The 16827-nt window shown below is 34.2% G+C and carries 14 protein-coding genes; all 14 read left to right on the forward strand.

What is annotated here, in order from left to right:
• The first annotated feature begins 112 nt into the window (after window positions 1-112).
• The 14 genes from JOD07_RS12100 (at window position 113) to JOD07_RS15930 (ending at window position 16497) form a co-directional block, all read left to right on the forward strand.
• Complete coding sequence (locus JOD07_RS12100) at window positions 113-424, forward strand: DUF3784 domain-containing protein (protein WP_330636311.1); 312 nt, start codon at window positions 113-115, stop codon at window positions 422-424.
• A gap of 44 nt (window positions 425-468) precedes the next feature.
• Entirely contained in the window at window positions 469-861 is a 393-nt protein-coding gene (locus JOD07_RS12105) for a hypothetical protein (protein ID WP_158741616.1), read from the forward strand.
• A gap of 179 nt (window positions 862-1040) precedes the next feature.
• Window positions 1041-1571 (forward strand): RNA polymerase sigma factor, encoded by a 531-nt coding sequence (locus tag JOD07_RS12110; protein WP_158741617.1) that lies wholly within the window; start codon window positions 1041-1043, stop codon window positions 1569-1571.
• Window positions 1564-2763, forward strand: a complete 1200-nt coding sequence (locus JOD07_RS12115) for a hypothetical protein (RefSeq protein WP_204614124.1) — start codon at window positions 1564-1566, stop codon at window positions 2761-2763. The genes JOD07_RS12110 and JOD07_RS12115 overlap by 8 nt, the downstream gene beginning before the upstream one ends.
• Before the next feature lie 248 nt (window positions 2764-3011).
• Window positions 3012-3149, forward strand: coding sequence for a hypothetical protein (locus tag JOD07_RS12120; protein WP_204614125.1), 138 nt, complete (start codon window positions 3012-3014; stop codon window positions 3147-3149).
• A gap of 43 nt (window positions 3150-3192) precedes the next feature.
• Window positions 3193-3267 carry a hypothetical protein gene (locus JOD07_RS16030; RefSeq protein WP_416387175.1) on the forward strand — a complete coding sequence of 25 codons (75 nt, stop codon included), beginning with the start codon at window positions 3193-3195 and terminating at the stop codon, window positions 3265-3267.
• A 297-nt stretch (window positions 3268-3564) separates the two neighbouring features.
• Window positions 3565-5151, forward strand: a complete 1587-nt coding sequence (locus JOD07_RS12130; RefSeq protein WP_204614127.1) for a restriction endonuclease subunit S — start codon at window positions 3565-3567, stop codon at window positions 5149-5151.
• 13 nt (window positions 5152-5164) lie between these two features.
• Complete coding sequence (locus tag JOD07_RS12135) at window positions 5165-5671, forward strand: hypothetical protein (RefSeq protein WP_204614129.1); 507 nt, start codon at window positions 5165-5167, stop codon at window positions 5669-5671.
• Between the two features lie 712 nt (window positions 5672-6383).
• On the forward strand, window positions 6384-9653 hold the full coding sequence (locus JOD07_RS12140; RefSeq protein ID WP_204614131.1) for a helicase-related protein: 3270 nt from the start codon (window positions 6384-6386) through the stop codon (window positions 9651-9653).
• Between the two features lie 11 nt (window positions 9654-9664).
• Complete coding sequence (locus JOD07_RS12145) at window positions 9665-10390, forward strand: DUF4391 domain-containing protein (protein WP_204614133.1); 726 nt, start codon at window positions 9665-9667, stop codon at window positions 10388-10390.
• Window positions 10387-12222 (forward strand): site-specific DNA-methyltransferase, encoded by a 1836-nt coding sequence (locus JOD07_RS12150; protein WP_204614135.1) that lies wholly within the window; start codon window positions 10387-10389, stop codon window positions 12220-12222. Before JOD07_RS12145 ends, JOD07_RS12150 begins: the two co-directional genes overlap by 4 nt.
• A 16-nt stretch (window positions 12223-12238) precedes the next feature.
• Window positions 12239-15220: a type III restriction-modification system endonuclease gene (locus tag JOD07_RS12155; protein ID WP_204614137.1), complete on the forward strand. Its 2982-nt coding sequence runs from the start codon at window positions 12239-12241 to the stop codon at window positions 15218-15220.
• A 945-nt stretch (window positions 15221-16165) separates the two neighbouring features.
• Window positions 16166-16405: a hypothetical protein gene (locus JOD07_RS15490; RefSeq protein ID WP_243429318.1), complete on the forward strand. Its 240-nt coding sequence runs from the start codon at window positions 16166-16168 to the stop codon at window positions 16403-16405.
• Complete coding sequence (locus JOD07_RS15930; RefSeq protein WP_334299662.1) at window positions 16354-16497, forward strand: hypothetical protein; 144 nt, start codon at window positions 16354-16356, stop codon at window positions 16495-16497. Before JOD07_RS15490 ends, JOD07_RS15930 begins: the two co-directional genes overlap by 52 nt.
• Window positions 16498-16827: the final 330 nt, after the last annotated feature.

The following is a 16827-nucleotide window of genomic DNA, read 5'->3' on the forward strand; positions in this document are numbered from 1 at the left end:
ATGCATTATAAATTATGCATAATTATTCAAGCCAATGAGTAATTGTAATTACTTTGAGTTGTTATTATAAAGAGAGATGAGAATAATGAGTATAGGAGCCATAATATGTTTGATGCTTGCAGTGCTCTTTGGAATAATCTCAATTGTTTTTGCTCTGCTAAAGGAAAAAGGTGCAATATTAATTAGTGGATTTAATACGATGCCCAAAGAGGAACGAGAAAAATATGATAAAAAGAAAATGAGCATAGATATGAGGAATTCTCTTTTTCTTTGGTCTGTCATTTTATTTTCAGGAGCAATTTCAGGAAAATTTATCAGTAAGTATTGTGCAATGATAGCAATTGTTATTTGGGCAATTATTTTTTTCAAAGATGTTCATATAGATCCGGAAAAAGCATTTGAAAAATATAGAAAACAACAATAGTTTAAAGCATAATCTAAAAAAATAGCGATAAGGAGGTGGGAAATATGTTAAGAAAATCGCCAAGTGGTGCTCTTAGCCCATATTATTATAAGGGCGGATATTTTCATGGGATTCACTATGGAAGTTATTTTGAGGATTCGGACGCTTTATTTGATATGATGGATAAAGAAGAAGAATTTATTTTAAAATCTCCGGAGCAGAGAAGAATTAATATTGATCTTTACGAAACATTTTTGACACCGACTGTGATTGAACGTTTTCTGACACATATAGAAAACATTAAGCCCAGAATCGTTAAACTTGCAATATGCACGGATAAAAAGAGCTTACAGGTATTAAAGAAAGCAATCTCTAAAAATAAAGAACTAAGTGATCTATGCTGCTTTTTTACCACGGATATGGAAGAAGGAAAGACATGGCTTGTAAGTGATCATTAAGTTTTTATATTTTCCCTCTGAAAGATGAAAAAAATGTTCTAATTTTGACCTCGAATTTTAATTCGAGGTTTATTTATTTTGCGAACCTGTTTAAAAGTTATTACGATATTATTGGTGAAGGGCAAGAAATAAGGCCCTTTAATCTTAAACTCGCGCGAGTAAGAAAAGGATAAAGGCACATGACGATTCAGGAATTGGAAATGTTTATTAATGAATATGGCAAAGGGATCTATTCGTTTTGTAAAAAACTTTGCAAAAACAGTGATTTAACAGAGGAGCTCTATCAAGATCTTTGGCTTAAAGCTTGCAGAAACATCGATGAACTTGAAACGAATCAAAATGTGAAAAGCTATCTTTTATCACTTGCAATTGGCATCTGGAGAAATAAAAAAAGAAAATTTGCCTGGAGAAACAGAATCGCGCCACAAAAAGAACTGATTCATGAAACGGATATAGACCAGGAGAATGCAGTAGGAGAAGGAGACATTCTATCAGACATAATAGAGGACGAGCGAAAAGCTGCTGTTCTTGAAGCTGTCAACAGCCTGAAAGATCATTACCGTCTTCCTGTTCTTCTGTATTATATGGAGGAACAGTCTATAAAAGACATTGCCAAGCTTCTTAATGTTCCGGAGGGAACAATCAAACGAAGATTATGGACTGCCAGAGAAAAGTTAAAGAAAAAATTGGAGGCTTACATCGATGAGTAAAAATATTGATGAATTATTATATGAAGTATTGAAGGAAGAAGAAGCACCTTCATTGAGGTTGAATCGCCAGATTTTAAGAAAAGCATGTCTGGAGGGAAATAATATGAATATGAGGAAAGTGAACAGGGTCGCTGCTGCGGCAATTGCTCTAAGTATTGCTATGGTTGGAACAGTTACAACATATGCTACATACAGATACTTGCATCCATCCCAGATTGCCAGCCAGGTTTCTGATAACAATGCATTGGCGAAAGCTTTTGAAAGTGAAGATGCCATAGAAGTAAATGAAACCCAGAGATCCAATGGATATGAAATTACCTTACTTGGTATAGTGACGGGGAAGGGGCTTGAACCCTATATTCCAAAAGAAAAGATAGAAAAAATACAACCAAAATATACCTATGCTGCTTTTTCAATTAGAAAAATTGATGGTTCAGCTATAGAAAACAGAAACTTCTGCATTGCACCACTTATTGGTGGAGTGCCATTTATCGAAGGAAATGCAGCAACCCTTGACGTATTTTCAACATGTTTTGTCCAGGATGGAATATTGTATGAATTAGTGCAGTGCGATAATTTGCAAATCTTTGCAGATCGTGGTGTATGGATGAGTGTCGTGGATTTTTTTGGTGAAGAAAGAGCAGCATTTCAAATGGACGCTGCAACTGGAGCGTATAGTAAAGTGGAAAATTATGATGGCACTTCTGCATTGTTCAGGTTGCCCCTGAATGTATCTAAAGCCGACAAAAGTGCAACAGAAGCTTATCTTGATACGATCCGTAAAAAAGTAAAAGACGAAGCTAAGGAAGGCCGTAATGGTAATACTGAGTTTATCAATGAAAAGGATAAAATAGATGATTTCTTAAAGACCATCACAGCAGAGAATATTGATCAGTATTTTACCAGAGATGAAAACACCGTATTCACAGCAAAGCCCGATGCGAATAACTGGATTGATTTTGGCTCAAGATACGTAAAAGAAGAAGATACGACTTACTATGGTATTTCCGGCTATCTGGAATATTTGATTCCTGACGGAGAAGACTTTGCGATTACCTCTATTTCTACCTCAGAAGGAGGAGATAATTCAGGAACGACATTATACATTGACGTGATTTTCAGAAATAACGACGGAAGCTTTACCGAAGCAATTTACACCTCAAAAAAGAGTCTGGAAGAACTTGTGAAATAGAGAAGATAAAATGATGTGAGCCCAAAAGGTAAAATCAAAGGGGAGTTTGCATCAGCAAATATAATTTGCCGATGCAAAGTCCCTTTTTCTATTACTTTTTAGATCATTTAGATTGATTTTCTAGGTGTTTTTTGTAGCTCATCTCATCACTGGCCATCAAAGTATCCACTGAAACAGAAAAATTGACAAATAAAAAAGCTGTTCTGAAATAAGAAATCGTGTTCTGGTAATAAAAGAGATGAATTTAATTGAGCAATGGGGAACAGGAATTTAAAGAATTTATGCAGTATAGAGAAAGACAGCTCAAAGAAGCCTTGATAGAAGAAGGAGGATTAGGATTTCGAATAGCAATTTATAAAAAGGTAGCGATAAGTAGCAATAAATGATAATGAAAAAATAATACTGGAATATATCAAAGAACACGGTTCAATTAATAATAAAGAAGCAAGAGAAATATTAAATCTTTCAGCACCTGAAGTTAGAAAAATATTTAAGAGGTTATAAAATAAAAATATAATCAGTTGGCAGTAATAGAGTTAAAAGTATTTAAACTTTGGTGCATTTCTTTAGAAACATGTCGAGGGTATATTCTATGAAAATTGATTTTTATTTCAGGCAATAGTAAATGTATTAGGTATAAGTAAAATACCAATACCTTTTAATCTGTTGTGATTTACATGTATCTTAAATTTCAAACTTAATAATTTTTAAATCTATAATTCTAGTATTGAAATACTAAAAAATAGTGCTATAATATCATTAATTAAATAGTATTATTCATAGAAAGAAAGGAGGAGAATTATGAATACATCCATAGATATTTTTATCAATTTGTTTGCCATCCGTGGGATAACTTCCAGAGAGCAATTACTTAATGAAATGTTACGTGTCAAATTTACAGAAAAAGTTATAAAAGCACAGAAGATATCTTTGTTGGATGAAGAACAGCTTTTTGAACTAATGAAGCAGTTCACTGAAAATACAATCTTAGGATATTTTCCGGGAGACAGAGAATTCTTTTTTTCCATTTATAAAGTTGCAGAAAATCTGGATCTTATTGAATTCACTCTGGAACTTTATAAAAATGATCGCTTTGGTCAGATATTTTCACCGGCGTATTTGACTGAATATATTTGTAATCTGGCAGATGAAACTAAAGCCCAGACGATACTTATTACCGAAGCTGAAAAAAGTTTGCCAGGGCTAAAAAATTTTATGAATAAGCATTCAACAAAGAAAGTAACATTCACAACTTCTAATCCATTAATGTTTATGCTGCTGAAACTTGGTTTTGAAAAATACGAGAACGTCAGCATTCTCAATCAATCTATATATCAGGAGTTTCTCATGGGCGAACGATTTGACTTTATCTATGCACTGCCTGATTTTGGTGGAAAAGTTGAGAGTGTTAACGATAAATTCATCTCTTCAAGAACGGACATCGTAGCAACGCAGAATTTACTTGGACACTTATCAGATGAAGGTATACTTTTGACTGTGCTTCCTGCCAAAATTGCATTTGCCAGTGGTCCAGAAGCTAAGTTACGCAAATATATTGCATCTAATTATCAGTTGGAGGCTATTTATAGCCTTCCGGAAGGTACTTTTAAGCCGTATTCGTCCATAAAAACTTATATGCTCAAAATAAGTTCGGAGAAAAAGAAGAATATAAGTGTAGGGTACTTGGGTTATGACAATGGCTTATATATTGATAAAAATATGGTAGTGGATAATGAAGATTTTGCTGCTTATGAAGATTGGCGTATAGAATTATTGTTTGAGGATGATGACGAAAATATCAAAAAATATAAGACATCAACCATTAAAAAAGTTAAACTGCATGAGGTTGCAGAAGTTTTTAGGGGAAAATCAATTTTAAAGAAAGATGTGAAACCGGGGAAAATCTTGGTACTGAATGTTTCAAATATCATCGACACCGACATTGATTATTCCAATATGGACAGCATTGATGAGGAAGAACGAAAAATCAAACGCTATGAGCTGATTGACGGAGATATTGTTTTATCATGCAGAGGTTCGGTTATTAAAACAGCTGTATATCGTAATAAGCAACAAGGTATCGTTATCGCCTCGGCCAATATTATTGTTATTAGACCTAATGACAGAATTTTAAGTGATTATCTTAAGATTTTCCTTGAAAGTCCAGTAGGAATAGCGCTAGTAAAAAGTTTTCAGCGAGGAACAACAGTTGTAAATATAAATCATACTGACATTATGGAAATGGAAATCCCTTTATTGAGTATGGAAGAACAGAAAGTATTAGTAGAAAAGTATACAAGGGAAGCTGAATTATATAAAAAAACGATAGCTAAAGCTGAGAAACGTTTTTTAGAAGAAAAAGAAAAGATTTATAACAAGTTAGTATAAGGAGGCGTTGTGAATGGTCAAGAAGATTGATTATTACTGTGGAGCTTTTTTATCCTATCTTATTTCCAATAGTATTACACCAGCTTTGTTTGAGGCAGCAGAAAGAAGTAAAATTGTAAAATTCAGCACAGATCTTGGGGATTATAAAGCGTATATCAAGTACTCAACCATTCCCAAGTTGAGTGAACGAAAGAATACTAGAAAGTGGGACGTGGTTTTTACTCGAAAAGAAATGGAAATACTTAAAGAATTTCCTGAACAGAACAGAAAACATTTCTTCATAATGGTATGTACTGATTCTGATATGAAAGAAACTGAAATTGCAGTTTTAGATTTTGAAAGTGGTATGGAATGTTTAGGAGATGATTCTGTAAACAAAGAACGTAGAATCTCTGTTGTACATAAAAAAGGAAGCCATTATATGAAATGTTACGGAACTGCGAAAAGTGAAAATCAAGGAATACAGATCTATAAAGATTTCAATAAATATTTTATGAATAAAGAAAGGGAATGTATATGACGAAGAGGTTCTGTTTTTTACATTTCTCAACTCAAAATTGAACAAGAATTAAATTTGAATGCTTTATACTTTTAAATTCTTCTATAAAAGTTTTATCTGAATATATATTAATACAACTGATTTGTTTAATTTATGAAAGCTTAATTATTTTTCGGAAAATTAAAAATTAGGAAGTGGTTCACTTACTAACAACACGAGCTGCTTCTTTTTTATTACTTTTCTTTTGAGGCCTCTCCAAAAGGAATTTAATTTATCTAATTAATTCTGCTACATTTTTAAAAGATTCTTTTTTGACTAGATTTTAATGAAGGCAGTTTATTTCTAGTATACAATTAGCCATTAGTATTGGATGTAATCTTTTAGTCTAACCGTTTCTGTCAGTTATTTTTTAAAATAACAATTCTTGTATAAAGTTTATTGGAAATTCTATTTTCAGATGTTAAGTTTTTAAGACAAAATATACGTTAAAAATCAAAAATATTACAATTCTTGCGATTGTTTTTACGTTGGAATATAATTAATTCATAAACTTTTGAAGGAGAAGTGTGAATTATGTAATATTTTAAGATGGAGAGTTTAGATACTTTATGGTAGAAGATAGTTTATAAGGAATTAATAAATTTAGTGATGTTTGAGTCATCATCCCAAAACTGAAGAATGACGAATGACTAAGGAAGAGCTATAGATAAATTAATTCCGGAGGATTGATTATATGAGACCACCTAAGGTTTTGGATAATAAAAAATATAGAGTTATAGATGAGTTAAAGGCGGAATTACGTAAAGGTTCAAAGTTATCAATCATATCAGCTTACTTTACCATCTATGCTTATGAAGAACTTAAAAAGGAACTTAGTAAGATAGATAGTATGAGGTTCATTTTTACCGAGCCTACTTTTGTACGTAAGGACCAGGAGCTTTATAGGGAATATTTCATAGTTCGTCACCCTGAAAAAAAGATATCTGGCAATGAGTTTGAAATAAAGCTAAGGAATGAAATGAAGCAGGCGGCCATAGCCAAGGAATGTGTCGAGTGGCTGGAAAAGAAAGCAGAAATAAAATCTCTAAGACGGCCAAATCCTGCTCAGCCAAGACTGGTTTATATAGATAATCCTGAAGATAATGTTTTAATACATGGAACTGTTGACTTTACTACTGATGGTTTGGGTATCACTCCTTCTAATAGATTAGACTATAACATGTGTATGTATGGTAAGGAATATACTATTGATTTTTTACAGTCCTTCAATGAACTATGGGAGGATGATACTGCTGTTCAAGATGTTAAAGAAAAAGTTCTTGAGCAAATACGAATTCTTTATAAAGAAAATACTCCTGAGTTCATCTACTTTGTTACTCTTTACAATATTTTCTATGATTATCTTGACGAGCTTACCGAAGATAACATTGTTAAAAGCCGTACAGGCTTTAAGGAGACCCTAATCTGGAATAAGCTTTATAAGTTCCAGAAAGACGCCGTTATGGGGGCAATTGATAAGCTTGAGAAGTACAATGGCTGCATTATAGCTGACAGTGTGGGATTAGGAAAAACTTTTACTGCACTGGCTGTAATTAAATACTACGAACTCAGAAACGATAGGGTTCTTGTACTCGTACCCAAGAAACTTCGTGAAAACTGGACCATTTATACCCAAAATGATAAACGCAATATTTTTGCTGCGGACAGGTTTAATTACGATGTTCTAAACCACACTGACCTTAGTAGGACAAATGGCTATTCTGGTGAGATTAATCTTGCCACATTAAACTGGTCAAACTATGACCTTGTCGTAATAGATGAGAGCCACAACTTTAGGAATAATCCACCGGTGAAAGGACGTGTGACTCGGTATCAGCGCTTGATGAATGATATTATAAAATCCGGTGTTAAAACAAAGGTGCTTATGTTGTCAGCAACCCCTGTGAACAACCGGATGAATGATATCAAGAACCAAATCGCTTTTATAACTGAGGGCAGGGATGATGCCTTCAAGGACGTGGGTCTGGATAGTATTGAATTTATTTTAAGAAAAGCACAAACCGTATTCAATAGATGGTCTGAGCTGCCTGAACACGAAAGAACAACTGAAACATTTGTCAATATGATGGATACTGATTATTTTAAGCTTTTAGATACGGTAACTATTGCCCGTTCCAGAAAGCATATAGAAAAATATTATAACTTAGAGGAGATAGGCAAGTTTCCAACCAGACTACCCCCTGAGAACAGATATCCGGCAATTGATGCAAAAGGCGAGTTCCCACCTATTGAAGATATCAATAGACTTATAAAAAAACTTACCTTATGTATCTATTCACCTTTGGCTTATGTGCTTCCTGAAAAAAGAGCTGCTTATGAAGATAAATACGATATGGTAGTAGGCTCAAGCAAAAGTATCTTTAGGCAGATAGATAGGGAGCAAAGTTTAGTCGGACTTATGCGTGTAAATATTTTAAAAAGATTGGAAAGCTCCATCAATTCCTTTGCGATAACTGTTGAGAATATTCTCCACAAAATAGATAAGGCTCTCGAAGCCATAGAACAAAGGCAATTTGATTATGATGCAGAACTAGATATCAATGATATTGATATAGACGACCCAGAGCTTGAAAGCCTCATGTTCGGCAACAATGTAAAGGTATTGCTCCAAGATATGGACCTTATCAAGTGGAAACAAGACCTACTGGCCGATAAGGACAAGCTGGAAACCATTTTATTGGAAGCTATGATTGTTACTCCAGAAAGGGACGCCAAGTTAATTGAACTTAGAACCCTCATAGAAAGCAAAATACGAAATCCAATAAACCCTGGAAACAAAAAGGTTATTGTATTTACTGCATTTGCTGATACAGCCAGATATTTATATGAGAATTTGGCCGATTATTTTGCTAAAAAAGGTATCTATTCCGCAATTGTAACAGGAAGTGGTGATAATCATTCCAATTTACCTATATCAAAAGAATTGAGAAAATCGATTAAAATATCAGATATAAATACTATATTGACCTTGTTCTCTCCTATCTCGAAGGAGTGTTCTAAGATATATCCCGAAGTTAATGAATATATAGATATACTTATTGCTACCGATTGTGTATCTGAAGGCCAGAACCTTCAAGACTGCGATTATTTGATGAATTACGATATTCATTGGAATCCGGTCAGAATTATACAACGATTCGGGCGTATAGACCGTATTGGTTCAATTAACCAATCTGTCAAATTAGTAAACTTTTGGGCTACCAAGGACTTGGACGAGTACATAAACCTCCAGCAGCGTGTCAGAGGCAGGATGGTTTTATTGGATGTGTCTGCCACAGGTGAGGAAAATATTATAGAAACAGACTCTGGCAAAGAGATGAGAGACCTCGAATACCGTAAGAAGCAGCTTGAAAGGCTTCAGAAAGAGGTTGTGGACTTAGAAGATATATCGGGAGGCATATCGATAACAGATCTGACCTTTAATGATTTTAAGATTGAGCTTATGGAATATATGAAAGCCAATAGAAAGCTTTTAGATGAGGCGCCAAATGGAATGTATGCTGTTGCAAAGATAGACGAAAGCGTAAAAGATACTATAAAGCCAGGAGTGATTTTTACCCTTAGACAAGTCAAAGGGAAACAACAAAGCAAAGAGCAGAACCCTCTATTTCCCTATTATATGGTTTATATCGCAGATGATGGGGAAGTAAAGCTATCTTTCCTGCATGCTAAGAAGATACTGGATTTTTATAAAAAACTATGCTCTGGTAAGAATGAAGTGTTAAAAGAGTTGGTAGAGGAATTCAACAAAGAGACCAATGATGGTCGTAAAATGAATCATTATTCAGATTTGTTGGAAGCTTCCATTGAAAACATATTAGGCAAGAAGCAGGAGATTGGGGTGGCCAGCCTCTTTAGTAAAGGCGGCACCACCATGCCGAAAAGAACCTTTGATGGTATTGAGGATTTTGAACTGATTACATTTTTGGTCATAAAGGGATAGGGGTAGTAGCTATGGATGATTATCGTTTTTTAAACATCCCTGATAGCTGCTTTGTCGGTAGTACGATTTACAAGAAGTTATTTTATGAAAATGCCCATTTATCATCCAGTGATAAATCATTGTTTACAGATACCATAAACAAGGTAGTATGGCTCTACTGCCTTAAACCTGAAACAATAAATATACCGGCATATAAGGATGAAGTAAGAGAATATCCGGAAATTGAAGTTATAGAAGTTATTTTAAATAAAGAATATGGGCTTAACAGAATAGCTGAGATTATTATGAGGACTATCCCCTACCCTATGCTGCTGATTTTTAAGCTGGAAGATAAAATACGGTTTTATATGGCTCACCAGAGGACAAGCCAAAGTGACAGCAGCAAGAATACCATTGAGGAATTTATCTCTACTGACTGGTTAAGTAATGATAGTGCTTTATTCGCTAAGCTTGATATAAAGCAAATGAGGTTTACAAACTTCTATACACTTTATAGTGATATAGTTGACGCTATCAGTATTTATAACCTATCAGCCATTATGCCAACAGATGACACTGTAACTGGTGCCAAGGCAAGAGAACTCTCAGCAAAGATAGAAGATATAGAGCAAAGAATTGCAAATCTGCGATCTAAGCTCAAGAAGGAAAGCCAGTTTAACCGCAAAATGGAGCTAAATATAGAGATTAAGAAATTAGAACAGAGAAAAAATAAATTGCTTGGAGGCGATAACGAATGATAGAAACAACTCTTACGGGCAAAACCCCGGACATAGGGGAAGAAAATATCAAGAAGTTAATGACTATGTTTCCTGAAGTTGTTACAGAGGGAAAGGTAGATTTTGAAAAGCTGAAACAGGTTTTAGGTGAATATGTAGATGATAGTAACGAACGCTATAACTTCACCTGGAACGGTAAAGGGCGAGCTTTGCGTTTATCCCAAACACCTTCACTGGGAACGTTAAGACCATGTAAAGAAGAAAGTAAAAACTGGGATACAACCCAGAACCTTTACATAGAAGGCGATAACCTAGAGGTATTGAAGCTTTTGCAAAAGAGCTACTATGGCAAGATTAAAATGATTTACATAGACCCGCCTTACAACACGGGGAAAGACTTTGTATATAGGGATGATTTCCATGATAGTCTTGAAAACTATAAGAGAATTACAGGGCAAGTAGATGGCAATGGCAAAGCAATAAGCACAAATACTGAAACCAGTGGTCGATACCACACCGACTGGCTTAATATGATGTATCCAAGGTTGAGGCTGGCAAGGAATTTACTTAAAGATGATGGTGTTATTTTTATTAGTATTGATGATAATGAGGTGCATAATTTAATTAAAATATGTGATGAAGTGTTTGGTGAAGCAAACCGTATAGCTTTAATTTGTCACAAAGCAAGAGCATCTGTATCGAATGATAAAATAATATCTAATAATCATAACATAATATTATTCTATGCGAAAAATGTTAATGTTATAGAATCTATAAGAAAAGATATTGGTTTGGATCCAGAATTAAACGGTTTTGATTTAGATGATAATGATGGTAGAGGAGCATATCGTTTGGTTCCAGTTGATGGACCAGGTGGAGCGAAGAAAGGTAACCCATATTATGAATTTATGGGTGTTGAAGGATATTTCAGGTTTTCGAAAGAGACTATGCAAGAAAAATATAACATGGGTCAAATTGTCAAGAAAGGGAATAGCCTATATCAAAAATATTATCTTGCTACTGCTAGACAAACTAGAAAAACAGATACTACTTGGTGGGAAGATGGAGGGTTCACCTCATCAGCGACATCCAAGCTTAAGGAATTGATGGGAGGATCTTATTTTGATAATCCCAAACCAATTGAATTAATTATGCGAATGTTGAAATTGATGACTAATTCAGATAAAGATGCACTTATTCTTGACTTTTTCTCAGGCTCTGCTACTACAGCTCATGCTGTAATGCAACTTAATGCCGAAGACGGTGGTAATCGCAAATTTATTATGGTTCAGCTTCCTGAGCCAACTGAGGAAAATAGCGAAGCCTACAAGGCAGGCTATAAAAACATTTGTGAGATAGGCATAGAGCGTATCCGCCGTGCAGGAGAAAAAATCAAAGAAGAATATAAAGATAAAGAAAATATAGAAAACCTTGATATTGGCTTTAAGGTGTTTAAGCTTGATACCTCTAATATCAGAAAGTGGCAGCCGGATTATGATAATTTAGAGCAATCTTTAATGGACTATGTGGACAATTTTGTGGAAGGCAGGACGGAATTTGATGTTGTCTATGAGATAATGCTTAAATACGGTCTTGACCTGACTTATCCAGTTGATGAGTTTACAATTGCACAGAAAAAGGTTTATTCAATTGGCTTTGGTATGCTTATGATTTGTCTTGATGATGAAATTACAACAGAGGTTGCTAAGGGTATTTTAGCAAAAATAAAAGAATTATCACCTGAAAGCAGCAGAGTTGTATTTAAGGATAATGGATTTAAGTCAGACAGTAACAAGACCAATATCAAGGAAATTCTTAAATCTGGCGGAATTGAAGAATTTATAACTATATAGGGAGGTATGGTCTAAAATGAAGCTGAAATTTGATAAAAACCTAGAATACCAACAGCAGGCCATAGCTTCCGTTGTGGATTTGTTTAGAGGCCAAACGCCTATGCATACTAATTTTACCGTATCAGCTTATAATGGACAAATAGGCCTGTTTGATACAGAAAACGGTATAGGCAACAGGCTTGAACTGGATGAAGAAGAAATACTTAAGAATTTACAAGAAGTTCAGCTTAGAAATGGCCTGCCACAAACAAAGTATCTAAAAGCCGGCGAGTATGATTTTGATATAGAGATGGAAACCGGTACAGGTAAGACCTATGTTTATTTAAGGACAATTTTTGAACTCCATAAAAACTATGGGTTTTCCAAGTTTATTATTGTTGTTCCCAGCATTGCCATTAAAGAAGGTGTGTATAAAACCTTACAGATTACAGAGGAACATTTTAAGGAATTATATGATAATACAATTTACCACTACTTCATATATGACAGCAGCAAGCTGGAACAGGTAAGAAGCTTTGCGGTGAGCGATAATATTGAGATTATGGTTATAAACATTGACGCTTTTAGGAAGAGTTTTACAGACCCTACTAAGGAAAATAAGGCCAATATTATTCATAGGACAAATGACAGGTTAAACGGTATGAAGCCTATTGAGCTTATTCAGGAGACCAGACCCATCGTTATTATAGACGAGCCACAATCTGTAGACACGACTCCTAAAGCCAAAGAGGCTATTAAATCTCTAAATCCTTTATGTATATTACGTTACTCAGCAACCCATGTGGAAAGGCACAACCTGGTTTATAAGCTGGATGCAGTAGATAGTTATAATTTGGGTTTGGTTAAACAGATAGAAGTTGCTGGGTTTACAACTAAAGACTACCACAATAAAGCCTACTTGAAGCTTTTATCTGTAGACAATAAAAAATCTCCTATAACAGCCAAAATAGAGATGGATGTCAAAGATAGAAAAGGTGTGGTTAAACGGAAAGCGGTAACAGTTAAGCGTGGAGATGACCTTTATGAAAAATCCGGAGGGCGTGATGTCTATGAAGGATACATTATTAGCGAAATTTATTGCGAAGTTGGGAATGAATATGTTGCCTTTACAAGTAAGCCGGATATTTTACGTATAGGTAAACCTATAGGAGATGTGGACGACCTGGCCATAAAAGAACAGCAGATTAGAAAGACAATAGAGGAGCACTTAGATAAAGAACTGGTATTAAACAAGCTGGGAATAAAAGTGCTGAGCCTGTTCTTTATAGACCGTGTGGCAAATTATCGCTACTATGATGAAAATGGGAATCCTCAAAAGGGTATCTATGCAAAGCTCTTTGAAAAACACTATAACGACCTCATAAGACTGCCTAAGTATAATACGCTGTTTAAAGATATTGATTTAGATACCGCCGCTGAAGAAGTCCACAATGGATACTTTTCAGCAGATAGAAAAGGTGTTTTAAAAGACACTAATGGTTCTACGCGAGATGATGAGGATACTTATAACTTGATTATGAAAGACAAGGAGCGCCTTTTATCCTTTGATACTAAACTTAGATTTATTTTCTCACACTCAGCATTACGTGAAGGTTGGGATAACCCCAATGTGTTTCAGATATGTACCCTAAATGAAACACAGAGCGAGGTTAAAAAGCGTCAAGAGATTGGTCGTGGTTTGCGTCTTTGTGTTAATCAGGAAGGAGAACGCCAGTATGGTTCTTTTATAAACACATTGACGGTTATCGCTAATGAAAGCTATGAGGAATTTGCAGCTAAACTCCAGAAAGAATACGAAACTGAAAGCGGCATACGATTTGGCATTATTGAAACACATTTATTTGCCAATATCCTAGTAAAACAAGAGGATGGAAGCATAAAGTATTTAGGACAGGAAGCTTCGGAAGCCATATTCAAAGCATTTTTAGATAATGGCTATATTGATGAAACAGGTAAAGTGCAGGACAAGCTGAAAATTGATATAAAAGACAACAAGCTAAATATACCAGAAGATTATGAATATGTAAAAGCAGAGATTACGGCTCTTGCCAGAAAAGTATGTAGCGGACTTAATATCAAGAACAATAACGATAAAAAAGCTATTAAGCTTAATAAGCAGGTATATCTTGACCCTGAGTTTAAAGAGTTATGGGATAGGATTAAATACAAAACTACCTATTCTGTAGATTTTGATAGTGAAAAGCTAATAGATGAATGTTGTAGAGAGATGCAGAAAAGCTTATTTATAAGTTCTCCAAAGCTTATATATACGAAAGCAGGGCTTGATATTAGTGCCGGTGGCGTTGTGGCGGAAGAATCAGATAGATATGCTGTTGCTTTGGATAACAAACAGGAAAATCTACCTGATATCATTGCCTATCTTCAGAATGAAACCAATTTAACAAGAAAAACTATTGTGGAGATACTGATAAGAAGTAATACTCTCCACCTTTTTAAGAAGAACCCTCAAAAGTATATGGAGCAGGTAGCACAAATCATCATTGCTAAAATGAGGTTAATGATAGTTGATGGTATTAAATACACTAAGCTAGGTGATGACGAATATTACGCACAAGAACTATTTGAAAGTAAGGACAAAGAACTTATCGGCTATTTGTCCAAAAATATGATGGAAAGTAAAAAATCGGTATACGAATATGTAGTATATGATAGTGCCAACGAAGAGAAATTTGCCAGAAGCTTTGAAAACAATAGCAAAGTTAAGTTGTATGCAAAACTTCCCGGCTGGTTTACCATCCCCACTCCCTTAGGCAGCTATAATCCTGACTGGGCTGTACTAATCGATACGGATGGCAAGGATAAACTGTACTTTGTACTGGAAACCAAAGCTGATACGATGTTTGATGCCTTAAGACCAACAGAAAGAGCTAAAATTGAATGCGGGAAGAAACACTTTGAGGCTTTAGGTACTGAAGTAGAATTTGAAGAAATTGATAGTTTTGAAGAATTCATAGAGGAAACAGTAGTAGTAAGTTAGAATTATTAATTCAATAGAAACTTTGCAGATTGATAGAAATATAGAAAATTATAAGGAACATGGTATATCTAAAGTTTAATGATATGCCATGTTTTTATTTGATTCTACATGTAATTTTACCTTTGCATAGTTGAGATTCCATATGTAAATATAGGTTTTTATTTTTAACGCCCTATATATACAAAAGGTTTATAGAAGTTGCTATGAAATGGCATAGCAAGAGTATTTGAAAAGAATGTAGTTTTAAATTATGAATGAAAAATGAAATGGGATGGAAGGAATATTAAAATAATAAATAACAAGTTAAAAAATAACAATTAATGATAATCGAATATCTGGTGTTAGTATATAACAGTGGATACGAAAAGTTTAACACGATACAATAAGCACAATAAAGGTTGTTAAGCAATGTCCAAAAATGGTAATCGTTATTCAGAAGAATTTAAACAACAGATAGTTGTTGATCTGTACAAAGCAGGTAATTTAGTTTCTTACCTGAGTTGTGAGTATGGCGTAGCAAATGTAACGATATATAAATGAATTGAAGAGTTATCTCCAATCAAATTATCTAATAAGGAAGAAATCACTTCTAAGGAATACGATAAATTAAAAAATGTATTGTTGAGCTTGAAATGGAAAATAAAATATTAAAAAAAGCTACCGCCATATTCGCAAGAAAACGATAAAAGAAATCGTTACCTTCATCGAAAAATACAAATCAAAATATACATAAAGCTTATATGCAAAGCCTTAGAATTTCCCATAAATACTTATTATATGGCTCTTCTTGCTGTACCGTCAAAACGACATATGGAAGCCGATAACCTAAAGGCAGAAATCTGCAAGATTTATATGGACAACAAATGTCACTACGGAGCCCCAAAGAGATATAAAGCACTTAAAGTAAGCGGTAAAAATATAAATTTAAAATGAGTACAACGTTATATGTCTTCTAAGGGATTACGTTCAATCGTTGTAAAAAAGTATCGTCCAAATTCTTCAAAATCAAGTGCAGAAGAAAAAGAAAACCTTTTAAACAGAGATTTTAAAGCTAAAGGGATAAACCAAAAGTGGTGTACTGACATTCTTTTATTTATTTTATCAAAAATGGATGGACTTATCTGGCTTCAGTCATGGATTTTTATAGTAGAAAAATTATTAGTTATGCATATAACACTTCAATGACTACCGAATTAGCAATTAAGTCATTAGAAAATGCCTGTTTGAATACTAAAAATGCAAAAGGAATTATTTCACACAGAGATCTGGGAACGTAGTACACCAGCTAAAATTTCAAGAGTTAATCTTAAAGAAGGAAATCATACATTCCTTTAGTCGTAAAGGAAATCTTTATGATAATGTATGTATTGAATTTTTCCATTCTATCCTCAAGAAAGAAGAAATTAACCATAATAAATACTATGATATAATGCTGCACGTAAGAAAATTTTTGAATTTATCGAATCTTGGTATAACCGTAAAAGGATTCATAGTTCAATTAATGATGTAACTCCTCAGGCTATACATGAAGTTGTTATCTAACAAATTAAACTTTTTGTGTCTACTCTATTGAAACAAGTCCAGCTCAAAATAAAACAAAAAGTCTT

The sequence above is a fragment of the Defluviitalea raffinosedens genome, assembly GCF_016908775.1.
GTDB classification, from domain to species: Bacteria; Bacillota; Clostridia; order Lachnospirales; family Defluviitaleaceae; genus Defluviitalea; species Defluviitalea raffinosedens.